The 22761-nt window shown below is 61.0% G+C and carries 22 protein-coding genes; 11 read left to right on the top strand and 11 right to left on the bottom strand.

Annotated features, from left to right (window positions below):
- The 4 genes from ileS (at window position 1) to ispH (ending at window position 4892) form a co-directional block, all read left to right on the top strand.
- Complete coding sequence (gene ileS, locus ACIPL0_RS21385) at window positions 1-2832, top strand: isoleucine--tRNA ligase (protein WP_400596452.1); 2832 nt, start codon at window positions 1-3, stop codon at window positions 2830-2832.
- Window positions 2825-3340, top strand: coding sequence for a signal peptidase II (gene lspA / locus ACIPL0_RS21380; protein WP_400596450.1), 516 nt, complete (start codon window positions 2825-2827; stop codon window positions 3338-3340). Before ileS ends, lspA begins: the two co-directional genes overlap by 8 nt.
- Window positions 3333-3785, top strand: coding sequence for a peptidylprolyl isomerase (locus tag ACIPL0_RS21375; RefSeq protein ID WP_400596448.1), 453 nt, complete (start codon window positions 3333-3335; stop codon window positions 3783-3785). Before lspA ends, ACIPL0_RS21375 begins: the two co-directional genes overlap by 8 nt.
- A gap of 159 nt (window positions 3786-3944) precedes the next feature.
- A complete protein-coding gene (gene ispH / locus ACIPL0_RS21370; protein ID WP_400596446.1) occupies window positions 3945-4892 on the top strand; it encodes a 4-hydroxy-3-methylbut-2-enyl diphosphate reductase in 948 nt (315 codons plus the stop codon).
- Between the two features lie 12 nt (window positions 4893-4904).
- On the opposite strand, the gene ACIPL0_RS21365 is transcribed toward ispH, so the two are convergent.
- Window positions 4905-5408, bottom strand: a complete 504-nt coding sequence (locus tag ACIPL0_RS21365) for a GspH/FimT family pseudopilin (RefSeq protein ID WP_400596444.1) — start codon at window positions 5406-5408, stop codon at window positions 4905-4907.
- Window positions 5409-5576: 168 nt separating this feature from the next.
- On the opposite strand from ACIPL0_RS21365, the gene pilV (ACIPL0_RS21360) reads away from it, so the two are divergent.
- Genes pilV (ACIPL0_RS21360) through ACIPL0_RS21345 form a run of 4 tightly spaced genes read left to right on the top strand, consistent with a single transcriptional unit; the run spans window position 5577 to window position 7641 of the window.
- Entirely contained in the window at window positions 5577-6026 is a 450-nt protein-coding gene (gene pilV / locus ACIPL0_RS21360; protein WP_400596442.1) for a type IV pilus modification protein PilV, read from the top strand.
- Entirely contained in the window at window positions 6023-6721 is a 699-nt protein-coding gene (locus ACIPL0_RS21355) for a PilW family protein (RefSeq protein WP_400596440.1), read from the top strand. The genes pilV (ACIPL0_RS21360) and ACIPL0_RS21355 overlap by 4 nt, the downstream gene beginning before the upstream one ends.
- Window positions 6722-6730: 9 nt before the next feature.
- Window positions 6731-7219, top strand: a complete 489-nt coding sequence (locus ACIPL0_RS21350; protein WP_400596438.1) for a PilX N-terminal domain-containing pilus assembly protein — start codon at window positions 6731-6733, stop codon at window positions 7217-7219.
- Window positions 7216-7641: a type IV pilin protein gene (locus ACIPL0_RS21345; RefSeq protein ID WP_400596436.1), complete on the top strand. Its 426-nt coding sequence runs from the start codon at window positions 7216-7218 to the stop codon at window positions 7639-7641. The genes ACIPL0_RS21350 and ACIPL0_RS21345 overlap by 4 nt, the downstream gene beginning before the upstream one ends.
- A gap of 9 nt (window positions 7642-7650) precedes the next feature.
- Here ACIPL0_RS21345 and ACIPL0_RS21340 read toward each other — a convergent pair whose 3' ends face one another.
- The 6 genes from ACIPL0_RS21340 to ACIPL0_RS21315 are packed head-to-tail and all read right to left on the bottom strand — an operon-like array spanning window position 7651 to window position 14943.
- Window positions 7651-8061: a type IV pilin protein gene (locus tag ACIPL0_RS21340; RefSeq protein WP_400596434.1), complete on the bottom strand. Its 411-nt coding sequence runs from the start codon at window positions 8059-8061 to the stop codon at window positions 7651-7653.
- A 7-nt stretch (window positions 8062-8068) separates the two neighbouring features.
- Window positions 8069-12424, bottom strand: a complete 4356-nt coding sequence (locus tag ACIPL0_RS21335; RefSeq protein WP_400596432.1) for a pilus assembly protein — start codon at window positions 12422-12424, stop codon at window positions 8069-8071.
- A gap of 17 nt (window positions 12425-12441) precedes the next feature.
- A complete protein-coding gene (locus ACIPL0_RS21330; RefSeq protein ID WP_400596429.1) occupies window positions 12442-13047 on the bottom strand; it encodes a PilX N-terminal domain-containing pilus assembly protein in 606 nt (201 codons plus the stop codon).
- Window positions 13044-13844 (bottom strand): PilW family protein, encoded by an 801-nt coding sequence (locus tag ACIPL0_RS21325; RefSeq protein ID WP_400596427.1) that lies wholly within the window; start codon window positions 13842-13844, stop codon window positions 13044-13046. The genes ACIPL0_RS21330 and ACIPL0_RS21325 overlap by 4 nt, the downstream gene beginning before the upstream one ends.
- Window positions 13841-14395, bottom strand: coding sequence for a type IV pilus modification protein PilV (gene pilV / locus ACIPL0_RS21320; RefSeq protein WP_400596426.1), 555 nt, complete (start codon window positions 14393-14395; stop codon window positions 13841-13843). Before pilV (ACIPL0_RS21320) ends, ACIPL0_RS21325 begins: the two co-directional genes overlap by 4 nt.
- On the bottom strand, window positions 14395-14943 hold the full coding sequence (locus ACIPL0_RS21315; protein WP_400596553.1) for a GspH/FimT family pseudopilin: 549 nt from the start codon (window positions 14941-14943) through the stop codon (window positions 14395-14397). The genes pilV (ACIPL0_RS21320) and ACIPL0_RS21315 overlap by 1 nt, the downstream gene beginning before the upstream one ends.
- 187 nt (window positions 14944-15130) lie before the next feature.
- On the opposite strand from ACIPL0_RS21315, the gene thiO reads away from it, so the two are divergent.
- Window positions 15131-16246 carry a glycine oxidase ThiO gene (gene thiO, locus ACIPL0_RS21310; RefSeq protein WP_400596424.1) on the top strand — a complete coding sequence of 372 codons (1116 nt, stop codon included), beginning with the start codon at window positions 15131-15133 and terminating at the stop codon, window positions 16244-16246.
- A 161-nt stretch (window positions 16247-16407) separates the two neighbouring features.
- On the opposite strand, the gene ACIPL0_RS21305 is transcribed toward thiO, so the two are convergent.
- The 4 genes from ACIPL0_RS21305 to ACIPL0_RS21290 form a co-directional block, all read right to left on the bottom strand.
- Window positions 16408-17748, bottom strand: coding sequence for a sigma-54-dependent transcriptional regulator (locus ACIPL0_RS21305; protein WP_400596422.1), 1341 nt, complete (start codon window positions 17746-17748; stop codon window positions 16408-16410).
- Between the two features lie 2 nt (window positions 17749-17750).
- Window positions 17751-19343, bottom strand: a complete 1593-nt coding sequence (locus ACIPL0_RS21300; protein WP_400596420.1) for an ATP-binding protein — start codon at window positions 19341-19343, stop codon at window positions 17751-17753.
- Window positions 19333-19572 (bottom strand): PP0621 family protein, encoded by a 240-nt coding sequence (locus ACIPL0_RS21295; protein ID WP_400596418.1) that lies wholly within the window; start codon window positions 19570-19572, stop codon window positions 19333-19335. The genes ACIPL0_RS21300 and ACIPL0_RS21295 overlap by 11 nt, the downstream gene beginning before the upstream one ends.
- 139 nt (window positions 19573-19711) lie before the next feature.
- Entirely contained in the window at window positions 19712-20731 is a 1020-nt protein-coding gene (locus tag ACIPL0_RS21290; RefSeq protein WP_400596416.1) for an outer membrane protein assembly factor BamD, read from the bottom strand.
- A gap of 151 nt (window positions 20732-20882) precedes the next feature.
- Here ACIPL0_RS21290 and rluD point away from each other — a divergent pair, with 151 nt between their 5' ends.
- Both rluD and pgeF read left to right on the top strand, forming a co-directional pair.
- On the top strand, window positions 20883-21845 hold the full coding sequence (rluD, locus tag ACIPL0_RS21285; protein WP_400596414.1) for a 23S rRNA pseudouridine(1911/1915/1917) synthase RluD: 963 nt from the start codon (window positions 20883-20885) through the stop codon (window positions 21843-21845).
- An 8-nt stretch (window positions 21846-21853) separates the two neighbouring features.
- Entirely contained in the window at window positions 21854-22579 is a 726-nt protein-coding gene (pgeF, locus tag ACIPL0_RS21280; protein WP_400596552.1) for a peptidoglycan editing factor PgeF, read from the top strand.
- Window positions 22580-22761: the final 182 nt, after the last annotated feature.

The raw sequence follows: 22761 nt of genomic DNA, 5'->3' as shown, positions 1-22761 counted from the left end.
ATGACCGACTACAAAGCCACGCTTAATCTTCCGGACACCGCCTTCCCGATGAAGGCCGGCCTGCCCCAGCGCGAGCCGCAAATTCTGCAGCGCTGGGACAGCATTGGCCTGTACCAGAAGCTGCGCGAAATTGGCAAGGATCGTCCAAAGTTCGTTCTGCACGACGGTCCTCCCTACGCCAACGGCAATATTCACATCGGTCATGCGGTCAACAAGATTCTCAAGGACATGATCGTCCGCTCGAAGACCCTGTCGGGCTTCGACGCGCCTTACGTGCCGGGCTGGGACTGCCACGGTCTGCCGATCGAGCACAAGGTCGAAGTCACTCACGGCAAGAACCTGCCGGCGGACAAGACCCGCGAACTGTGCCGCGCCTATGCCGCCGAGCAGATTGAAGGCCAGAAAGCCGAATTCATTCGCCTGGGCGTGCTGGGTGACTGGGCCAACCCTTACCGCACCATGGACTTCGTCAACGAAGCCGGGGAAATCCGTGCGCTGGCGGAAATGGTCAAGAACGGTTTCGTGTTCAAGGGCCTGAAGCCGGTCAACTGGTGTTTCGACTGCGGTTCGGCACTGGCCGAAGCCGAAGTCGAATATCAGGACAAGAAATCGTCGACCATCGACGTCGCCTTCCCGGTGGCCGATGCCGACAAGCTGGCCGCCGCGTTCGGCCTGTCGAGCCTGAGCAAGCCTGCCGCCATCGTGATCTGGACCACCACCCCGTGGACCATCCCGGCCAACCAGGCACTCAACGTTCACCCTGAGCTGAGCTACGCGCTGGTCGATACCGGCGAGCGTCTGCTGGTGCTGGCCGAAGAGCTGGTCGAAGCCTGTCTGAAGCGCTGGAGCCTCGAAGGCTCGGTGCTGGCGACTGCGTCGGGTTCGGCGCTGGAGCTGATCAACTTCCGTCATCCGTTCTACGAGCGTCTGTCGCCGGTCTATCTGGCCGAGTACGTCGAGCTGGGCGCCGGCACCGGCGTGGTTCACTCGGCTCCGGCCTACGGCGAAGACGACTTCGTGACCTGCAAGCATTACGGCATGGTCAACGACGACATCCTGACCCCGGTGCAGAGCAACGGTGTCTACGCGCAATCCCTGGAGTTCTTCGGCGGCCAGTTCATCTGGAAGGCCAACCCGGCCATCGTCGACAAGCTGCAGGAAGTCGGTGCGCTGCTGCACACCGAAACCATTTCCCACAGCTACATGCACTGCTGGCGCCACAAGACGCCGCTGATCTACCGCGCCACCGCGCAATGGTTCGTCGGCATGGACAAGCAGCCGAACACTGGCGAAACCCTGCGTAACCGCGCGGTCCAGGCCATCGAAGACACCAAGTTCGTACCGGCCTGGGGCCAGGCGCGTCTGCACTCGATGATCGCCAACCGTCCGGACTGGTGTATCTCCCGTCAGCGCAACTGGGGCGTGCCGATCCCGTTCTTCCTGAGCAAGGAAAGCGGCGAGCTGCACCCGCGTACCGTCGAGCTGATGGAAGAAGTCGCCAAACGCGTCGAACAGGAAGGCATCGAAGCCTGGTTCAAGATGGACGCCGCCGAACTGCTTGGCGATGAGGCCGCGCAGTACGACAAGATCACCGATACCCTCGACGTCTGGTTCGACTCGGGCACCACGCACTGGCACGTCCTGCGCGGTTCGCACCCGATGGGCCACCAGAGCGGCCCGCGTGCCGACCTTTATCTGGAAGGCTCCGACCAGCACCGCGGCTGGTTCCACTCGTCGCTGCTGACCGGTTGCGCCATCGACGGCAACGCGCCGTACCGCGAGCTGCTGACCCACGGTTTCACCGTGGACGAGAACGGTCGCAAGATGTCCAAGTCGCTGGGTAACGTCATCGCACCGCAAAAGGTCAACGACACACTGGGCGCCGACATCATGCGTCTGTGGGTTTCGGCCACCGACTACTCGGGCGAAATGGCCGTCTCGGAAACCATTCTGCAGCGCAGCGCCGACGCTTACCGTCGTATCCGCAACACCGCGCGTTTCCTGCTCTCCAACCTGACCGGCTTCAACCCGGCCACCGACCTGCTGCCGGCCGAAGACATGCTGGCGCTGGATCGCTGGGCCGTTGACCGCGCGCTGCTGCTGCAACGCGAGCTGGAAGAGCACTACAGCGAATACCGCTTCTGGAACGTCTACTCGAAAGTGCACAACTTCTGCGTGCAGGAGCTGGGCGGTTTCTACCTGGACATCATCAAGGACCGTCAGTACACCACCGGTGCCGACAGCAAGGCCCGTCGTTCCTGCCAGACCGCGCTGTTCCACATCTCCGAAGCGCTGGTGCGCTGGATCGCGCCGATCCTGGCATTCACCGCCGACGAGCTGTGGCAGTACCTGCCGGGCGAGCGCAACGAGTCGGTGATGCTCAATACCTGGTACGAAGGCCTGAGCGAACTTCCGGAAGGCTTCGAGCTGGACCGCGCCTACTGGGACCGGATCATGGCGGTCAAGGTGGCAGTCAACAAGGAAATGGAGAACCTGCGGGCGGCCAAGGCCATCGGCGGCAACCTCCAGGCCGAAGTGACGCTGTACGCCGAAGATGCCCTGGTGGCCGACCTGTCGAAGCTGAGCAACGAACTGCGCTTCGTGCTGATCACCTCCACTGCCAGCGTTGCGCCGTTCGTCAGCGCACCGGCCGATGCCGTGGTTACCGATGTCGCCGGCCTGAAGCTGAAAGTGGTCAAGTCCGGTCACGCCAAGTGCGGCCGCTGCTGGCACTTCCGCGAGGACGTCGGTGCGAACCCTGAGCACCCGGAAATCTGCGGTCGCTGCGTCGACAACATCAGCGGTGCCGGCGAGGTGCGTCACTATGCCTGATGCGTCGGCCGGCCGTATGGGCCGCTTGAGCTGGCTGTGGTTGAGCGTGCTGGTCCTGGTCATCGACCAGGCCAGCAAGTACTACTTCGAAAACTCGCTGAGCCTCTACCAGCAGATCGTGGTCATTCCCAGCTACTTCAGCTGGACCCTGGCCTACAACACCGGCGCTGCCTTCAGCTTCCTGGCTGACAGCTCCGGCTGGCAGCGCTGGCTGTTCGCACTGATCGCCATCGTGGTCAGTGCGGTGCTGGTGGTCTGGCTCAAGCGCCTGGGGCGCAACGAAACCTGGCTCGCCGTCGCTTTGGCACTGGTGCTGGGCGGGGCGCTGGGCAACTTGTACGACCGCATCGTGATCGGTCATGTGATCGATTTCGTGCTGGTCCATTGGGATACCCGCTGGTATTTCCCAGCCTTCAACTTTGCCGACAGTGCGATTACTGTCGGCGCGATCATGCTTGCCCTGGATATGTTCAAGAGCAAGAAAACCGGAGAAACCGTTCATGACTGAACACGCTTTACAGGAAACACGCATCGGTCAGAACACGGAAGTCACCCTGCATTTCGCCCTGCGTCTGGAAAACGGCGACACCGTCGACAGCACCTTCGACAAGGCCCCGGCCACGTTCAAGGTCGGTGACGGTAGCCTGTTGCCGGGCTTCGAAGCACTGATCTTCGGCTTCAAGGCCGGCGATCACCGGACACTGGAAGTGCCGCCGGAAAATGCCTTTGGTCAGCCAAACCCGCAAAACGTGCAGATCATGCCGCGTTCGCAGTTTCAAAACATGGAATTGGGCGAAGGCTTGCTGGTGATCTTCAACGATGCGGCCAATACTGAGCTACCGGGCGTGGTGAAGGCGTTCGACGATGATCAGGTCACCGTCGACTTCAACCATCCGCTGTCGGGCAAGACGTTGACCTTCGAAGTACAGATCTTCGAGGTTAAATCGCTGTAATGACCGAACAAGGTCACCTGTAGGAGTGAGCTTGCTCGCGATTGCTGGGTTTCAGTCAACGACCATGTTGAATGTAAGCGCTTCATCGCGAGCAAGCTCACTCCTACAATGGTTTTTATTGTTTTCGCTATTTCTTGCGCGCACGACACGAGGCCCACCATGCAAATCAAACTCGCCAACCCACGTGGCTTCTGTGCCGGGGTGGACCGTGCGATCGAAATCGTCAATCGCGCGCTGGAAGTGTTTGGCCCGCCGATCTACGTGCGGCATGAAGTGGTGCACAACAAATTTGTCGTCGAAGACCTGCGCAGCCGTGGCGCAATCTTCGTCGAAGAGCTGGATCAGGTGCCGGATGACGTGATCGTCATCTTCAGCGCCCACGGTGTTTCCCAGGCCGTGCGCAGCGAAGCGGCCGGCCGTGGCCTGAAGGTGTTCGATGCCACCTGCCCGCTGGTGACCAAGGTGCACATCGAAGTGGCCCGTTACAGCCGCGACGGTCGCGAGTGCATCCTCATCGGCCACGAAGGCCACCCTGAAGTCGAAGGCACCATGGGCCAGTACGACGCTAGCAACGGCGGCGCGATCTATCTGGTCGAAGACGAGGAAGATGTTGCCAACCTGCAGGTACAGAATCCGGAAAAACTGGCGTTCGTCACCCAGACCACGCTGTCGATGGACGACACCAGCCGCGTGATCGACGCCCTGCGTGCGCGTTTCCCGAGCATCGGCGGTCCGCGCAAGGACGACATCTGCTACGCCACGCAAAACCGTCAGGATGCGGTCAAGCAACTGGCTGACGAATGCGATGTGGTGCTGGTGGTCGGCAGCCCGAACAGCTCCAACTCCAACCGTCTGCGCGAGCTGGCCGAGCGCATGGAAACGCCGGCCTATCTGATCGACGGCGCCGAAGATCTGCAGCGCAGCTGGTTCGATGGCGTGCAGCGTATTGGGATCACCGCAGGTGCCTCGGCACCGGAAGTACTGGTACGCGGTGTCATTCAGCAGCTACAGGCCTGGGGCGCCATCGGTGCGGACGAGCTGGCTGGCCGTGAAGAAAACATCACCTTCTCGATGCCCAAGGAATTGCGGGTCAAGCAGGTTCAGTAACGACCTTCTATTTCAGGCGCAGGGCTCGCTGCTGAAGCCCTCGCGCCTGAGCGTGACGCGCCCGGTAACGGCGATCACCACCTGTGAGTGACTGCTGGCGGCGTCTTTCAGGCAGACTGCCAGCGTGCCATTGGCATTGTTCAGCGGCCTTCCCGTGCTGTCGAAACCCACACGGCTCGCCACTTTGCTGTTACCCGTCACCTTGACCTGTGGATAAGCGCTGCGCTCGACCAGCAATGGCTCACCCACGTCGTGCAACAAGTTCTGGTTGCTGTCGACAAACACTCGCCAGCCTTGGCTCCAGTCTTCTTCCTGCGCCTGCATCACCGCCGGTTGCCCTCGTAAAATCGCCTCGGCCCTCGCCAGCCTCAATCCGCTGGAAAGCTGCTGCGCGGCGTCCTGACGACGTTGCGCGTCGATCAGCGAGGCGAAAGCCGGCACCGCAAGTGTTGCCACGATAGCGATCAGTGCCAGCCCTGCCAGCAGCTCGATCAGCGTCAGTCCCTGTTGTTTCATGTTGTCCCTCCGTGAACAGCGGACGCTCAGCAGACCTTCAGCGGGGTGCGCTGACAAGCCTGCCGATTGTCAGCCGATATGTCCGAAAGCTGCGGTAACACAGCCGTCGGGCGGGCCTTTGCCGATCGTCTTCAATGGTGCCTGCCAGTGGATTTGCAGGAGAGACCGATGGGCAGTAGAGCAGGGCAGACAGGGATGGCGTTGACCGAAGTACTGGTGGCGTTGCTGGTGTTTTCGTTGGGCGTGCTGGGCGCGGCGTTGCTGCAACTCAATGCATTGAAGTACAGCGACAGCGCCATGCGCAGCAGCCAGGTCAGCTTCCTTGCCCACGATTTGCTGGAGCGCATCCGCGCCAATCCGGATAGCCACTACGCGTTGTCGTCGCTCGGACAGGCGCCAGCGTTCGGTAATCTGGACAGCCCACGCGATCAGGACCTGTTCGACTTTGCCCGACAACTGCGACGCATGGCCGGTGAGGATGTGCAGGCCAGTGTCGCCGTGACCGGCGCCCAAGTGACAGTGACCGTGGAGTGGAACGACGCCCGCGCCGGGCAACAAGCCGGTGAGAAACAACTGCTCACTGTAAGCAGCCTGATTGCCGGGCGGGACATGCCATGAAACGCAGCTCGGCAGGCTTCGGTCTGGTGGAAATCATGCTGGCGCTGTTGCTGGGATTGATCCTGTCTCTGGCCCTGACCCAAGTATTTCTCAGCTCTAAAAACACCTGGCTGAGCCAGACCTCATCGGCCGCCTTGCAGGAAGATGCGCGCTTCGTGCTGGCAAAAATGCTTCAGGAAATCCGCCTGGCAGGCGTGCCGCGTTGTCTGGCGGAGGTGGAGGATGCCACCAGTGGAGCGTTTTCCAGCGCATTGCAGCAGCCGGTTCACTGGGATGCGGCGCGACAGGCTCTGACCCTGATCGGCGCCGCTGCCGGACCAGACACCACCTGGCACACCTGGACGTTGCATACCGATTGCACCCGCTTCGCGGCGGCTTACCACCGATCAAAGACGCCGAAACTGCAACCGAATGAATTCGCCATCCCGATTTACAAACGCATTTACCGCTTCAACAAGGCGCGCAACGAACTGGCGCTCGACGGCCAGCCGCTGATCAGCAACGTGAAGGCGTTCAGCGTGCTGTTCGGCGTTGCAGATGCTGCTGGTGAGCCCGGTATCGCGCGCTACGCGACCCACGCCGACCCTGCACTGATTCGCAGCGTACGCCTGTCGCTGACCCTGTTCGATCCTGCGAATCGCGCCCGGGAGCAAACCTTCGATGTGGTTGCCACCCTTCGTAACCGTCTTGGATAAGGGCTGATCATGAACACACAACGCGGTGTGGTGATGGTGGTGTGCCTGGTGTTCTTGCTGTTGCTGAGCCTGCTGGCCGTGTCATCCATGCAAAACGCCACGCTTCAGGAAAAGGTCGCCGGCAGTCTCAGGCTGCGCGACGCCACATTTCAACAGGCCGAAGCACTGTTGCGCCAGGGTGAATTACAGACGTTCGGTTCCGCATTGCCGGCATGTTCGACACCTGCACAGTGCCTGCCACCGGCAGAAGCGCTGACGCTGACCACAGGTGGCATGAACGGTCGCTCCGGAATCGACTGGGTCGCCACGCAGGGCGGCTTCTACGGCATTCAGCATCTGGGCGAGACCGATGACCCCACCGGTGTCGAACCAGGCCCGCCCGACAAGACATGGACGCTACACAGGATCACCGCCGTTGCCACGCAAGGCACATCACGCACCGTGCTGGAGAGCGTCTACAGCGAAGGGCAGCGCATCCTGTGGAGGCAGCGCCAATGAACGACCAAGGCGGCAAGGGCTTCACCCTGATCGAACTGCTGATCGCCATCGCCGTCATCGCGATTCTGGCGACGGTGAGTTATCCGCAATACAGCGAATACACGCAAAAAGCCCGGCGCGCGGAAATCGCATCGGTACTGGTGGAGGAGGCGCAGAAGCTTGAGCGTTTCTACTCAAGAGCCGGGCAGTACACAGACGCCGTTGGCCCTCCTGTGCTGAAGCACGAAGTCAGCGACGGCAATGCGTTCTACTCGATCAACGCCGAACGTGCTGAACAGACTTTTACGCTGGTGGCGATGCCACGTGGCGGAACGCCGATGGCGGGGGACCGTTGTGGGGCATTCGTGTTGGAAAACACTGGCAAACGCGACAACCGGGGGATGTCGGCGGATGCCAGTGTGGCGCGGTGTTGGGGGCGTTAGATCCGACGCTTAGAAACAGTTGGCCGCGCCTGTTGACGAGGTTCTGGTCCCGTCCTGGGTGATGCTCAGCGTGCCGCAGGTATCTGTAGCCTGTGCTCCTTGAGGAGCGACTTGCAGCGAGTAGGCCGTTGCAGTCGGCGTTGCGGTGAAGCTCAGCGTATAACGACCGCTTGCCGAGTTGGCGTTGGTGATGCCGATTCCTGCCAGGTTCGTGGCGGCATAGCTGTTGTTTTGCGCGTAAAAGCGCTCCATCCGGGCGACCGCATCATTGAGCATGGCAAGACCTTCCGAGCGATAACCACGCTGGACGTAGCGGGTGTAGCTGGGAAGTGCCACTGCCGCGAGGATGGCGACAATGGCTACCGTCACCATCAGTTCGATCAAGGTGAAGCCGCGCAGTCTCTTCAGTCGCAAATGCATGAAAACCTCATTGGTATGGAATGACGCGCCAATTCTGGCGGCCATCGAGAAACGCATCGTCGTTTGCTCTGGTCAATTGACCCGAGGGGTCGATGACAACCGAGTTGTTACTACCGTCATTGGTTGTGCTGGCTGTAATCGAGCCGGCTGCAGAGCTATAACCGCTGACCACATTGTCGTTGTAGTTGTCGGCGCTACTGATGGTGCCGTTTCGGCGCAAGTTGAAAACGGTAAACGTGGTTCTGCCGCCGGTGTACGGATTCAGGCCATAGATCCAGCCGCTGACGCCCGGACTGCAAACATCATTACTGGGTGTCCTCGTCGAGGCAAGGAGCACGCTACCCACGATGTTAAGCGGGTCCACCAGCCTTTCGCCGAGCAGCGAGCCACCTACGGAAAAGTCCAGATACCAGCCGTATTTGCTGTTCCAGTCCACGGTGTTCTGGCTGACCAGTCGGATGTTGTTACTGGTGCCGGAGAAGTCGACGTTGTTTGCCTGCGACGTGATGGTCTGGGCCTGTAGCGTCGAGCGGTTCAACACCGGCGTCGACGAGGCGGTTTGAGCAGCAGTCTGCTTGTCCCAGATGCCATAAAGTGTTTGCAAGTCTGTGCTGGTCTTGTCTGCCGAGGCGAAATAGCGACCTGTGCCGAAGATGACCAACGTGCCTGCCGCAGATGGATGAGCAATGACGGTGGGCGGGGCGGTGATCGACTGTACGGCCGAGTTGGCTGTATCGCTGACGGTGGCAGTGTAGAGCGGCTTGTTGCTGAACGAGACCTTGTAGTTGCCGGCCACTGCGGTGGCGGTCAGCGAGCCTGAACCAATCAGGTCGAAGCGCCACAGATTGCCCAGCAGATCTCCGGCGTACGCATAATCGGCGATACCGTCGGAGTTGGCATCCAGAATGACCGGCGATGACAGGCCGTTGTTGCCCTGGACCGAGGTGGTCAGTTTGCTGATCACGGCACCTGTAGAGGCATTCAGTACGAACAGTGAGGCGTTGCCGTTGTTGCCGTTGTAGCCGTTGCCAAAGACCACGCCCCATTCTCCGGAGTGGAGCTTGACGACGACGGGGATGGAGAATGTGGAGCCCAGGTCGACGTCGTTCTGCGAAGTGAACTCCCAGAGCAGGGTGATGTTGTCGGGGTTGGTGACATCCAGCGCGAACACTTCACGTCCGCCTCCTCCCAGGCTGCCGACCAGAATCGTGTGCCAGGCTCCGCCGAAATAGACATCGGCCACCACCGGCGTGTTGTCGACAAAATAGCGATGCAATGCCGAGTTGGTGTTGTAGTCCTTGTTGGTCAGCACGTTGAGGTTGGCAATGACGGCAGAAGGAATGAATGCGAACTTCTCGACGCCGGTTGCTGTATCGAAACCATGCAGCATGCCGTCGTTGGAGCCGACGTAAATCTGGCCGCGGCGGGTACTCATCGAAGTTCGGAATGTGGCGTAAGTCCCCGCTGTACCATTGAGCGTGTCGGCGATTGTGGGCTCATACAGCGCGTTACTGACAACCACCGGTGACGAGTTCACCAGATCACCAATCAGGGTGCCGCGGCGACGGAAGTTGGAGACCGCCTTGCTGGTATCACCTTTGATGAAGTCGACCTGATCGGATGTCAGCGTGCCCTGAAGTGCGACGCCTGCGAAGGTGCGGGATGCTAGGTTGGCGTAGGTAAACGGAACCAGAGCGCTACCTGCTTCGTTGGCCATCACGATATTGCGCGAACTCCACACCGGCATCTGGGCGGACGCCGACCAGTTTTGCACGGTTGTGCCGTTGGGGTTGGTTGAGGTGTAGGTGGTGGTGCTCTTGATCAGGTCACCGCTCCAGGTTGCCACGTTCAGGCTGTTCAAGTAGGTGGCAGTTGAATTGTTGGTACCCAGCGCAGGGGTGACCGCCGGGGCGGAGACCGAGCTGTTCTTTTGCAGAATCTGGTTGAAGGCCGCGTCCAGTTGCTGTTTCAGGGTCGAGGCGTTACTCACCAGGAAGTAGTTGTTCGGCGTGCCACTGTTGTTCGAGTCCCACTCGCCATCTGCCGGAGTACTCGTGGAGGTGTTGGCCGCGCCGCCGAATCCGCCCCACTTGGCTGCATACCACAACGGATCCTGCAGGTTGGTCACCGAGCGTGCCGACGACGGTGTAAACCGGCGGGTGTGAGTGTCGCCCCGTGAGGTGGTCTGGTTGGAGCCGTTCTTGCCGGGCAATAGATCGCTGGTGCCGGTACAGGCGTTGGACGGAACGCAATCTCCCGGAAGCCTTGTGCCCGGGGTGTCCAGCGAATAATGCTGGTTGGCGCTGCCACCACCGGTGACTTCGATGTAGATACCGTCGTTGGTTGTGCCCGAGATGGTATAGCCCATGTGCGATTCAGCGCCGGAGACCGAATAGGCGGTCTGCAACGTCACGTCCAGCGTGCCCGAGGCATTGACGGCGACGGTGTACAGGACAATGGCGTCCATGTCGTAGTCGCAACCCTGACCACAGTCGTCGAACACCACGCGGAAAATCGCTTGTGCCCGGCCACCGTTGACGGTGGTGTCGGTGGGCTGGCCGGGCATGTTGTACATCGAGTCGATGTAGAAACCGGTGATCTGTTCGGTGACACCGCTGGTGACCTTGCCGAACGGCAACAGCGTGATGGTGCCGTCACCGACCGGCATCTGAATACGCGGCAAGGTCGAGGACAGAGCGATCGAGAACGTCTGTACCTTCTGGCTGCCCAGCGAGGTAATCGGGTTGGTGTTGCCGAAATAAGCGACAGCACCGGCGTTGAATGTTCCCTGCTTGGTCGGCTCTTCAGGCAGGCCGCGAATGTTGCCCAGACTGGACGCGACCTTCGAGGTGGGCGCGAGGTCACTGACCGAAGGCGTTTGGCCGATGTTGATGTTCTTGTTGCCTGCACCGACATCGGTGTTCCAGATGGTCTGCCCCAGGCTTTGTGCGCTGAAGCCGTTGAGCGCGGTCGTCGTACTGGGGGCGTTGGTGGTGCTATAGGCACTGCCGGGCAGGTCCGAGTCGTAGGTCGGGTTGACGTCGCTGAACAGGGTTTCGAACGGCTTGGCGCAGTACGGGAACGTCGGCGGGCTGGCGTTGGCATCTGGTGTCGACGAATACGGATTGACCCAGCTGGTCAGGCCGCTCAGCCCCAACAGAGTGTCGCCTGCGCCGGACAGGAAGCCGGTGGTCGGTGTGGTGGTGCCGCTGAAGTAGCGCAGAGTCTCGAACATCATTTCGGCCAACGGGTTCCCCCAGTTCTGACAGGCCCCGTTGGTGATGCTGTTGCCGGACGTGCTGCAACCGCTGGAGGTCAGACGCAGACCGTCAAGGGTGCCGATGATGCCGCTTTTGACGTAGACGCCCAGAACGTTCTTGGTGCCGAAAATACCGGTAGACGTCTCGATTTCATCGGAAAAGCTGCTGATCGCCTTGCGAATGGCGCCGCCCTGGATGTTGTTCTGATAGGTGCCGGTCATGAGGCCGAAGTACATCTGGTTGCCTTCACCGTAGTCGTGAAGGATACCGGTGGGCTTGTACTTGCCGTTGGGGTAGAGCTTGCAGTTACTTTCGAGAAAACCGGTTTTGCAGACCTCGACGCGGACCTGATAGTCGGTTGGCGTGACCACGACATCCTGAAAGCTGGTGTTGGTGGCCACCGAACCGCCCTGGGTCACTTCGCGGGATACCCAGCCGAAAATGCGGATGTTGGATACGTTGGACAGTACCCGCAGCAAGGGCGCAGAGGACTGGGTGTTGTTGGCGAACAGGGTGTAGTTGCTGCCCGTCGGGTTGGACAGCGGGGTGTAGTCGGACAGGTTGTAACCGTCGACCGTCGGGCTGCGGTATTCCTTGCCCCAGGTGTGTGCGTCAGTCGGGATATAGGCGCGGGTCAGAATGGTTTGCGTGGTGGTGTCCACCTCGCGATAACCGCCGTACAGCACCTTGCGCAACGCATCGGCGCGGGAAGTGGTCAGGTAGTTGAGGTAGTCGCCACTCCAGCTGCCCGGGCATTTTTTCAGGTTGGCCTTGGTGGTCTTCGACGCCGCCGTGAAGTAGCCACTGCCGTAGCTGTAGCAGGTCAGCGAGTCGAAATAGCCGAGGTAATCGATCGAGGGCTTGTAGCGAATATCGATCGAGCCGTCTCCGTCCAGGTCCGACGCATCGTTGTACGCCGGGAAGAACAGCTTGTGGTCACGTCCCACCACCAGCATGTTCAGTGGCGGCACCGAGTTGTTGACGAACAGCGGCAACTGCGCCGGCACCTGGCTGACCGCAGCCTGGGCGAAAGAAAACGGCACTAATAGCAGACAGGTCAGGATCGCGATGCAACGGCTGAATGCTTTGGGCTGGTTTGTCATTGCGTGACTGACCTGTTTCAAGTTTTGGGAACAGCAACTGAGAACACGCTTCGCATGATGACCCGCTGTGTGGTCGTGTCGCTGGAGCACAATACGGTCGATGCGCAGGAAGTGATTTCGTAATAGCTGCGTATGCAGCCATTCTGATTAAGGGCGCAGCCATTGACGGTCTGGTTGCCGATATTGCTCATACTGACGATGTACCACTGGATTTTTACGTCTCCATATCCGGTGTTGACCGAGTTGACGTATATCAGGTTGGCGGCGGTGAATTGTGCGGCGTAATCGCCATTGGCATTGGGCGTGAGTTTCAGGTAGTTGATACACGGCTTTGGCATGTCGTTCTGGGCACCGGTTCCGGCGCTGCTGCCTGTATCAGTGCCTTGGCATTTCCAGAAGCCAATACTTGATTCGCCCATGCGCAGCCCGGCCTCGGCAGCTGCAGTCAGATTTTTCTGCAGCTTCAGGTTGCCGGTGATTCTCGACTCAAGGGACACGCCCCGCATGCTGGACAGCGCAAGCAGGGTCAACAGCAACAGCATGATGATTGCCACGATCAGAGTCGCGCCTTTTTGCGCGTTGGTTGAACCAATTAGTCGGCTCAGAGGAGGCCAGGCGTTCATTGCATCTGGTTCCTGATCATGGTTGTCCCCTGCACGATCTGATAAATGCTCACGGTGTCGTTGTAGGCGGTGTTGTATCGAGTGTTCCACTCCTGTAGCGCTGGAGCGATTGTTGATGTGTCGCGAGTTCGCGCGGTACCGGGGCTTTGCATCAGTACGCTGTAGCGCACGGCACCAATCATGTCCGCAGCGGGCGGGGCAGCGCTGAATGCCGTCACTGTCCGGCTGCCTTTGGTGCCTGAGCCGTATTCGAAACGGACGTCTTTGACACCGGTAACCATTTGCTGTGCCCCGGCGCTGGTTGTGCAGGTGATCGAACTGCTTGTCGCATCGAACCAGATTTTTTCGACGATTCTTGGGCGCGTCGAGTTCTCGTACCCCTTGGTCGAGTAAGGGGTAGTGATCGCATTTCGGTCTGCTGCAATCAGGCCGGTGCCCTGGCAAGTGAGATCCAGTTGGTTGGTCGTCTGGTATTGCACGCAAAATGAGGTCGAAGACACGGCGACTACAGCAGCGCCGTCCGGAAAATTGCACCCAGCCAGTGACGCATCGGCTGGCAATGTCGATACCAGGTTGCTGCGATAACCGGCCTTGAGCAGTTCCTGATTCAGAATGGCCAACGCAAACCGACCATTTTCCTGATTTCCCAGCTGACCTTGCTGGAACAGGTAACTGCTTTGGTTGCTGATGAAAATCTGCGTGACGCCCAGTATCAGGAATAGCCCGATGAGCATGGCAACCATCAGCTCAATGAGGGACAAACCCGTCTGCCTGGAAAATGAAGAAATCGGCTTCATCTGACGCGGGTCCTCAAGCGATAGGTGCATACACCGGGCGTAGTGGATGCGCTTCCGGCCATGCAGTCGGCTGATTGTTTGACGGTCCAGCCCACCTGAATCTCGACTTCGGTATTGGTGGCATTGGTGGTGGCGCAAGACCCCACGGTCTCGTCTCCGGGCACGACGCTTCGGCAGATAAAAAAATTGCCACTCGACAACAGTGCGGTGGCGCCCGGCAGCGCATTACCTGCGCGTACAGCCCAGCAACCGATCTGATCGGGGAGTAGAGTGGGTGTTGGAATACAGGTCGCGGGAGCCGCCGGGAACGATGCGCCGGGTGCCTTCAAACAGTTGTTGCCGGACGTGCAGTCGTCGCCTTTGGTACGAATGATTTCCACCAGATCGTCGACCAGCATCATTGCGGTGTTGCGCTGTACAGAATCCTGCGTATACGGGATCGCTTTGCTTTGCAGGGCAACCATGCCGAGTATGCCGATGACAATGATCAACAGGCTGACCAATACCTCGATCATGGTGAAACCCGCCGAGCGGGTGCGAGTCAGTGCCATCACGGGCATCCTCCCGGGTTTACTGCCACCGGAGGCGTGACGCGCCCGCTGGTCAGCACCGTGACGTAAGCCGGTGCTACCTGAGCATCGTTGGTGTAAGTGAAAGTGAAGCAGGCCGCTGAAGAGGATGTGCCGATCGGGCTGAACGTCAGCGCGCCAATCCCCGAAGCAACCGTGACATTGTTCTGCAAGCCGGCAGTGCCCAACTGGCGCAGTGAATTGTTCGAGTCGTTGACCCGGAACACCCTGACGTTACCGGCCCAGCCAGTGTTGGCGCCGCCGGCACCCTGGATCGTGATCGCTGCCGACCGGGTGATGGCTTCGCCCCGGGCGTACTGAAGCAGGTCATATAGCTCGTTGCTGGCCGCTCTGACCGCATAGCGATGAATCAGGTTGGAAAAGCCCGGCACGGCAATCGCCGCAAATATCGCCACAATCACCACCACCACGATCAATTCGATCAAGGTAAACCCGCGGCTATCTCGCCCAAAAGGACTTTGCCAGCTGCGACGCGTGGGCGGGCGCGTAAGACCAGAGCTGAAATCCATCAAGGAAATTCCATTTTTCGTTTGAAATATGGTGATACTACTCAGCTTCGAAGTCGCTATGTAGTGGATGTCCGGGGATATTCGCCGGATCAGTGGCATTGCGTCGTTTTTTGGCTATGATCGAGCCGGGTTGTCTGCCAGCGGACGGGGCGCCGGGCTTGTTTCGTGTGTGAGGATCGGGTTGAGCATGTCCAGGCAGCATGTGGTTATCGTCGGGGGCGGGGTGATCGGTTTGCTGACCGCCTACAACCTGGCGGCGAAGGTCGGCAGCGTGACGCTGCTGGACCGTTCCGGGGTGGGGCAGGAGTCGTCGTGGGCCGGTGGCGGTATTGTTTCGCCGCTCTATCCCTGGCGCTACAGCCCGGCGGTGACGGCGCTGGCGCACTGGTCGCAGGATTTTTATCCACAGCTGGGCGAGCATTTGCTGGCGGCCACCGGTATTGACCCTGAGGTGCACAAGACCGGCCTGTACTGGCTGGATCTGGATGACGAGCCGGAGGCGCTGGCCTGGGCGGCGCGTCTGAATCGTCCGCTGAGTGCGGTGGATATTTCGGCGGTGTACGACGCGGTGCCGGTCATGGGCGGCGGGTATTCGCGGGCGATCTACATGGCCGATGTTGCCAACGTGCGTAACCCGCGGCTGGTGAAGTCGTTGAAGGCGGTATTGCTCGCGCTGCCCAATGTCACGGTTCATGAGCAGTGTGAGGTGAACGGATTTGTCCGTGACGGCGAGCGGGTCATTGGCGTGAGTACCGGCGCGGGCGACATGCTCGGCGATCAGGTGGTGCTGGCCGCTGGCGCCTGGAGCGGTGATCTGCTTGGCACGCTGGGTCTGCACTTGCCGGTGGAGCCGGTGAAGGGGCAGATGATTCTCTACAAATGCGCGTCGGATTTCCTGCCGAGCATGATTCTCGCCAAGGGTCGTTATGCGATCCCGCGTCGCGACGGGCATATCCTCATCGGCAGCACGCTGGAGCACGAAGGCTACGACAAGACGCCGACGGGCTCGGCGCTGGAAAGTCTGAAGGCATCGGCTGTGGAACTGATCCCGGCGCTGGCAGATGCCGAGGTGGTCGGGCACTGGGCCGGCTTGCGTCCGGGCTCGCCCGAGGGCATTCCGTTCATCGGTCAGGTGCCGGGGCATGACGGGCTGTGGCTGAACTGCGGGCATTTCCGCAACGGGCTGGTGCTGGCGCCGGCATCGTGTCAGTTGCTGACCGATCTGCTGGTGGGGGATGAGCCGATCATCGACGCGGCGCCGTATGCGCCGGCGGGGCGGGTGCAGGGAACAGGGTTTGCCTGACACCGCACGTCCTGTGGGAGGGAGCTCTGCTCGCGAAGGCGTCCGGTCAGACGCCACGATGTCGACCGACAACGCGCTATCGCGAGCAGAGCTCCCTCCCACGGCCTTCGGCCAGAATCAACAGCAGTCCGCTCGCTATGCTCTGGTGTGCTGGCAGTAGTCTATTCCAAGCCCAGCTTCTTCAACCGGTAACGCATCGATCTGAAGGTCAGGTTCAGCCGTTGCGCGGCGGCGGTGCGGTTCCAGCGGGTTTCTTCCAGCGCTTGCAGGATCAGCTTGCGCTCGATGCTTTCCAGGTAGTCTTCCAGGTTGTCGATGTCGGCCAGGCTCGGGCCGTCCTGCTCTCGGGCGCCGGTCGGCTCGGCCAGACGCAGGTCGTCGGTGTTGATCTGGTCGTTCTCGCACAGGGTGTAGGCCCGTTCGAGCATGTTCTCCAGTTCACGGACGTTGCCGGGGAAGCGATAGCCCTTGAGCGCCGTCAGCGCACTGCCGTTCAGGCGTGCCGCCGGTTGACCGGACGCGTCGGCGAGGCGGCGCAGAACGTTGTCGGCGATTTCTTCGATGTCTTCGCGGCGTTCGCGCAACGGCGGCACCCGCAGTTCGATGACGTTGAGCCGGTAGTACAAGTCCTGACGGAAACGCTGTGCGGCAACTTCGACACTGAGGTCCTTGTGGGTGGCGCACAGTACGCGCACGTCGACGACCTGCTCTTGCTGGCCGCCGACCGCGCGCACCGATTTTTCCTGAATCGCCCGCAGCAGTTTCACCTGCATCGCCAGTGGCAGGTCGGCGACTTCATCCAGAAACAGTGTGCCGCCGTTGGCCGCCTGAAACAGGCCCGGTTTGTCCTCGTGAGCGCCGGTGAAGCTGCCTTTGCGATGGCCGAAAAACTCGCTCTCCATCAGCTCCGTCGGAATGGCGCCGCAGTTGACCGGCACGAATGGCTGATCGATGCGCGGGCCCTGTTCGTGGATCAGCCGCGCGACCAGTTCCTTGCCGCTGCCTGATTCGCCGCTGATGTAAATCGGCGCCTGGCTGCGTGCCAGTTTGCCGATCTGTTTGCGCAGCGCCTGCATCGGCGGTGAATTGCCCAGCAGGCGGTTGTCGATGCTGTTCTCGTTGGACGGTGCCATGTGCAGGCGCAGGGCGCTGCCGACCAGCTCGCGCAAGCGACCCAGATCCACCGGCTTGGTGAGGAAGTCGAACGCGCCGGCTTTCAGGGCATGGATTGCTGTATCGAGGCTGCCATGGGCGGTGATCATCGCCACCGGCACCTGGGTATGACGGCGCTGGATGTGCTGCACCAGTTCCAGGCCGTTGCCGTCGGGCAGGCGCATGTCGGTCAGGCACAGGTCGAACGGCTCGCGCGCCAGCCAGTCTTGCGCTTCCTTGACGTTGCGCGCGCTGCGCGTGTCCAGCTTCATTCGCCCGAGGGTGATTTCCAGCAGTTCACGAATGTCCGGCTCATCGTCGACGATCAGGATCTTTTGCCGTTGGCTCATGTTCAACTCAATTTGAACGGATGGGCGAAGGTGATCCGCATGCAGCTGCCGCCACCTTCCCGTGGTATGTAATTCAGGCTGGCCCGATTGCTTTCACACAGCTCGCGTGAAAGATACAGGCCCAGCCCCGTTCCTTTGCTATCGGTGGTGAAGAAAGGTTCGAAAATTTTCGTCAGGTGCTCGGCGGCCACGCCGGGGCCGTCATCCAGCACTTCGAGGGTGGGCAACTCGCTGCCCGGAGCATGGAACAGGTGCAGCCAGATCTGCGCCTTCTCATTGCTCTGGCCGCTGTAGCGCAGGCCGTTCTGCACCAGATTGGTCATCACCTGATGCAGTTGCCCGGCATCCATATGGGTGGTGAGCAGGCCCGGGCTGATATTCAGGTGTACGACGTGGCCGGCCGGCAAGCTGCTGCGCAGGTCGCTGACATAGTGCTCAAGCCACTGTCCGAGGTCGAGCAGATGAGGTTCGGTCTGACGTCGACGAGACAACTGCAGAACGTTCTCGATCACCAGATTCATCCGTCGCGATTGATCCACGATGATTTCACTGAGACGCCGGTCCGGTCCGCTCAGTTCCTCCGACTCCTGGAGCAACTGCGCAGCATGGCTGATGGCCCCCAGCGGGTTACGGATCTCATGGGCGATGCCGGCGGTCAGCCTGCCCAGCGCAGCCAGCTTGAGCTGTTGAGCCTGCTGGGATATCTGCGAGAGATCATCGAGAAACACTAGCGTATGACGCTGATCACCGCGACTCAGGCCGATGAAACCTGGGCGCAATACCGGCCCAATGGCGGAGGTGGTGATGCTGCGTGGAGGTATCGAGGGGTTGATCAGCCACTGCCGCCAGCGCTCGACCAGTTGCGGCGAATAATCGTCGATGACTTCACCCTGCAGGTGTTCATGGCCCAGCAGCGTCAGCGCGCTCTGGTTGGCCAGCAGCACTTCGCGGCGGGCATCCAGCACCAGAATGCCGGTGCGCATGCGTTGCAGAATCAGCGCGTTGAGTTCTTCGAGGTTATCGACGTCGGCGGCGCGCCGTTCGGCGATGTCCTCGCTGACCTGCAGACGGCGCACCAGCATCTGCACCAGCCACGCGGCGGCGAAGCACAGTGCGCCCAGTGACGCGGCCTGGAGGAAATGCCCGGCGGCGGCCGGCTTGTGGTAGCTGATATAGAACGTCAGGTAGATGATACCGATGGCCGAGACCGCGGCGATCATCAGCCCGATGCGCTTGCGCAGGAGCACGTTGCTGATCGCCACCGAGGCCACGATCAGGTTGCCGATACCGCTGGGCGCGCCGCCGCCGGCGTAGAACAGTGCCGACAGCATCAGCGTGTCGGTCATGGCCAGGGCAAACAGCTGACTCTGTCGGTTCGGCCGCTCCAGCAGCACCACCACCAGAATGTTCAGCACCAGATACAGCCAGCAACCGGTGCGGAACAGCTCGATATCCGCCAGTTCCAGCAGTTCGGCGTCGAGGCTGCTGGAAATCAGCAGCACCAGCAGAATGCCGATGCTCAGGCGGTAAAGGTGATACAGGCGCAGGATGCGCTGGGCTTGAGGCGTGGCCAGCGACAGCGTCTCAACGGTCACGTGCGGCGGGGCCCTGCAGGCGGTGGGCTTCGGTGCAGTACCACTGCTGATCCTGGCTCAGCGCGCGGTCGCGGGGTACGTGCACGCCGCACTGCGCGCAACGCACCATCGGCGCTGCGTCGGATTCCCTTGGCGTGGCCTTGGGTGGCGGTGTCGGGCCTTTGGTGACGCGTTTGAACAACCAGATGATCGCCATGATCAAGGCGATCCACATAATCAAGCGAATCATGTCTACCAGCTTATTAAGTGAAGATGACGCAGTGTAGCCAAGGCACTGGCGGGCGCCCAGCGGTCCGCGTTGCCCGGGTCTGCATAAACGAAAAAGAGGCCCCGCAGGGCCTCTTTGTCTGGCTGAAGTCCGGCTTGGGTCAGTCGAACAGGCCGAAGGTCATGTAGCTGAAGATCGAGCGGTGTTTCGGTGCGTCGTCGGCATCGGTGCTCTTCTGCTCTTCGGCTGGCTGGTTCTCCGGCAGCAGCTCAGGCGGAATGTTTTCCTTGGCTTCCTGGTATTGCTTGATCACGTCCTGGTTGGCGCGGGTCTCTCCCGGCGGCAGCGGCGGACGGCTTTCGATCAGGCCCAGGGTCGCTTTCGACAGCCACGAGCGGTTGTCCGCTTCCGGGGTGCGCGGTTCAAACTTGCCATCGACCAGTTGCGGGTGATCCGGGTAGTTGGCTTTCAGCACTTGCAGGCTGGTGTCGGCCAGATCGTCCAGATGCAGACGCTGGTAGGCTTCGACCATCACGGCCAGGCCGTCACCGACGGACGGGGTTTCCTGGAAGTTTTCCACCACGTAACGGCCACGGTTGGCGGCGGCAACGTACGCCTGACGGGTCAGGTAGTAGTCGGCCACGTGGATTTCGTAGGACGCCAGCAGGTTGCGCAGGTAGATCATGCGCTGCTTGGCATCCGGGGCGTAGCGGCTGTTCGGGTAGCGGCTGGTGAGCTGGGCGAATTCGTTGTACGAGTCGCGGGCGGCACCCGGGTCACGCTTGGTCTGGTCCAGCGGCAGGAAGCGGGCAATGATGCCGACGTCCTGGTCGAACGAGGTCAGACCTTTCAGGTAATAGGCGTAGTCGACGTTCGGGTGCTGCGGGTGCAGACGGATGAAACGCTCGGCAGCGGCTTTCGCGGCCTCAGGCTCACCGTTCTTGTAGTTGGCGTAGATCAGTTCCAGTTGCGCCTGGTCGGCATAGCGGCCGAACGGGTAGCGCGACTCCAGCGCCTTGAGTTTCTCGGTGGCGCTGTTGTAGCTGTTGTTGTCCAGATCGGCCTGCGCCTGCTGGTACAGCTCGACTTCGCTGAGGTTTTCGTCGATGACTTCTTTCTTCGAAGAACAGGCAGCGGTCAGTCCGAGGATGGCTATCAGCAGCAGGTGTTTCACTTGCATGGCGGCTTGCGTCCCTATAACGGCCTGCTGTCTTGCGCAGGACCGTCCTGTTATGATGGGCGCCCCGTGGAACCCCCGGGACAAAAGACGCCGTATTTAACCACAAGCGCACAGCCGAAACCAAAGGCCAGTGCCACCTCCCAGTCTGAGCATGTCCGAGATCATAGAACTTAGCGCAGAGGTGCCGTCCGAATCGGGCGGTCAACGCCTCGACCAGGTCGCCGCCCAATTATTCGCCGAGTACTCGCGCTCGCGCCTTTCCGCCTGGATCAAGGACGGTCGCCTGACCGTGGATGGTGAGGTGATGCGTCCGCGCGACACCGTGTATGGCGGTGCCGTACTGGTGCTCAAGGCCGAGCAGGAAGCCCAGGGCGAGTGGGTGGCCCAGGACATCGAACTGGATATCGTCTACGAAGACGACCAGATTCTGGTGATCAACAAGCCCGCCGGTCTGGTGGTGCACCCGGCTGCGGGCCATGCCGATGGCACCCTGCTCAATGCCTTGTTGCACCACGTACCGGACATCGTCAACGTGCCCCGTGCTGGCATCGTCCACCGCCTGGACAAGGACACCACCGGTCTGATGGTGGTGGCCAAGACCATCCAGGCGCAGACGCAATTGGTCGCGCAGCTGCAAAAGCGTACCGTCAGCCGCATTTATGAGTGCATCGTCATCGGCGTGGTCACGGCCGGTGGCAAGATCGACGCGCCGATCGGTCGCCACGGCCAGCAGCGTCAGCGCATGGCCGTGATGGACGGCGGCAAGCCGGCGGTCAGCCATTACCGCGTGCTGGAGCGTTTCCGCTCGCACACCCATGTGCGGGTCAAGCTGGAAACCGGCCGTACGCACCAGATTCGCGTACACATGGCCCACATCAACTTCCCGCTGGTGGGCGATCCGGCCTACGGTGGCCGCTTCCGCATTCCGCCGGCAGCCAGCGTGACCATGGTCGAGTCGCTGAAAACCTTCCCGCGTCAGGCGCTTCACGCGCGTTTCCTGGAGCTGGATCACCCGACCACCGGCGTGCGCATGAAGTGGGAATCGCCGCTGCCGGAGGATTTCGTCTGGCTGCTGTCGCTGCTCAAGCAAGACCGTGAGGCGTTCATCGGATGAGTGAATTCGTGGCGGACTGGCTGACTCCTGACTGGCCTGCGCGAGCCAGCATCAAGGCGTGTGTCACCACACGTGCTGGCGGTGTCAGTCTGCCGCCATTCGACAGCTTCAACCTGGGCGACCATGTCGACGACAGCCCCGAGGCGGTGGCGCATAACCGCGCCTTGCTGACCTCGCGGCTGAACGTGCAGCCTGCCTGGCTGAAGCAGGTTCACGGCATCGATGTCGTCGAGGCATCGCCCGCTCAGGTCATGCAGGCGGACGCCAGCTGGACCGCGACGCTGGGCGTGGCGTGCACCATCATGACTGCCGACTGCTTGCCCGCATTGTTCTGCAACCGTGCCGGGACGCAGGTGGCTGCGGCCCATGCCGGTTGGCGCGGGCTGGCGGCTGGCGTGCTGGAGGCGGCGGTGGACAGCTTTGCCGATGCCCCTGGCGAGATCCTGGCCTGGCTCGGCCCGGCCATCGGTCCGCAGGCGTTTGAAGTCGGGCCAGAAGTGCGCGAAGCATTCGTCGCCACGCATCCGGAAACGGTCGAAGCTTTCATTCCCAGCGTCAATCCCGGCAAATTCATGGCCGATATCTACCAGTTGGCCCGTTTGCGCCTGGCGGCTCATGGCGTGACAGCGGTTTACGGCGGTGGCTGGTCGACCTACAACGACGAGCGTTTCTTCTCCTATCGTCGCGGCGCACGCACTGGACGCTTTGCGTCGCTGGTGTGGATCGAAAAATAGCCACCCTCACAAAACCTGTAGGAGCTGGCTTGCCCTGCGAGCGGCGGGGAACCCGTCGTAAAACCTGCGCCCCCGTTACATCTGACACTACCAATGCGGATGGATTTACGACTGCTTCGCAGCCGCTCGCGGGGCAAGCCAGCTCCTACAAAGAATTGCGCTGCAATCGTCCGCTACAAGCT

Source organism: Pseudomonas sp. NPDC090208 (assembly GCF_044746785.1).
Taxonomy (GTDB): Bacteria; Pseudomonadota; Gammaproteobacteria; order Pseudomonadales; family Pseudomonadaceae; genus Aquipseudomonas.
Note: the sequence above shows the minus strand (reverse complement) of the source record. Positions and strands in the feature narration are given on the sequence as shown.

Bases quoted from the DNA above. Each gene is read 5' to 3' on its own strand.
- pilV (WP_400596426.1), bottom strand. From the start codon at position 14,395: ATGGCACTGACTCGCACCCGCTCGGCGGGTTTCACCATGATCGAGGTA.
- ispH (WP_400596446.1), top strand. From the start codon at position 3,945: ATGCAAATCAAACTCGCCAACCCACGTGGCTTCTGTGCCGGGGTGGAC.
- ACIPL0_RS21365 (WP_400596444.1), bottom strand. From the start codon at position 5,408: ATGAAACAACAGGGACTGACGCTGATCGAGCTGCTGGCAGGGCTGGCA.
- ACIPL0_RS21375 (WP_400596448.1), top strand. From the start codon at position 3,333: ATGACTGAACACGCTTTACAGGAAACACGCATCGGTCAGAACACGGAA.
- ACIPL0_RS21330 (WP_400596429.1), bottom strand. From the start codon at position 13,047: ATGAACGCCTGGCCTCCTCTGAGCCGACTAATTGGTTCAACCAACGCG.
- ACIPL0_RS21290 (WP_400596416.1), bottom strand. From the start codon at position 20,731: ATGCAAGTGAAACACCTGCTGCTGATAGCCATCCTCGGACTGACCGCT.
- lspA (WP_400596450.1), top strand. From the start codon at position 2,825: ATGCCTGATGCGTCGGCCGGCCGTATGGGCCGCTTGAGCTGGCTGTGG.
- ACIPL0_RS21345 (WP_400596436.1), top strand. From the start codon at position 7,216: ATGAACGACCAAGGCGGCAAGGGCTTCACCCTGATCGAACTGCTGATC.
- pilV (WP_400596442.1), top strand. From the start codon at position 5,577: ATGGGCAGTAGAGCAGGGCAGACAGGGATGGCGTTGACCGAAGTACTG.
- ACIPL0_RS21315 (WP_400596553.1), bottom strand. From the start codon at position 14,943: ATGGATTTCAGCTCTGGTCTTACGCGCCCGCCCACGCGTCGCAGCTGG.
- ileS (WP_400596452.1), top strand. From the start codon at position 1: ATGACCGACTACAAAGCCACGCTTAATCTTCCGGACACCGCCTTCCCG.
- rluD (WP_400596414.1), top strand. From the start codon at position 20,883: ATGTCCGAGATCATAGAACTTAGCGCAGAGGTGCCGTCCGAATCGGGC.
- ACIPL0_RS21340 (WP_400596434.1), bottom strand. From the start codon at position 8,061: ATGCATTTGCGACTGAAGAGACTGCGCGGCTTCACCTTGATCGAACTG.
- ACIPL0_RS21295 (WP_400596418.1), bottom strand. From the start codon at position 19,572: ATGATTCGCTTGATTATGTGGATCGCCTTGATCATGGCGATCATCTGG.
- ACIPL0_RS21355 (WP_400596440.1), top strand. From the start codon at position 6,023: ATGAAACGCAGCTCGGCAGGCTTCGGTCTGGTGGAAATCATGCTGGCG.
- ACIPL0_RS21325 (WP_400596427.1), bottom strand. From the start codon at position 13,844: ATGAAGCCGATTTCTTCATTTTCCAGGCAGACGGGTTTGTCCCTCATT.
- thiO (WP_400596424.1), top strand. From the start codon at position 15,131: ATGTCCAGGCAGCATGTGGTTATCGTCGGGGGCGGGGTGATCGGTTTG.
- ACIPL0_RS21335 (WP_400596432.1), bottom strand. From the start codon at position 12,424: ATGACAAACCAGCCCAAAGCATTCAGCCGTTGCATCGCGATCCTGACC.
- ACIPL0_RS21305 (WP_400596422.1), bottom strand. From the start codon at position 17,748: ATGAGCCAACGGCAAAAGATCCTGATCGTCGACGATGAGCCGGACATT.
- ACIPL0_RS21350 (WP_400596438.1), top strand. From the start codon at position 6,731: ATGAACACACAACGCGGTGTGGTGATGGTGGTGTGCCTGGTGTTCTTG.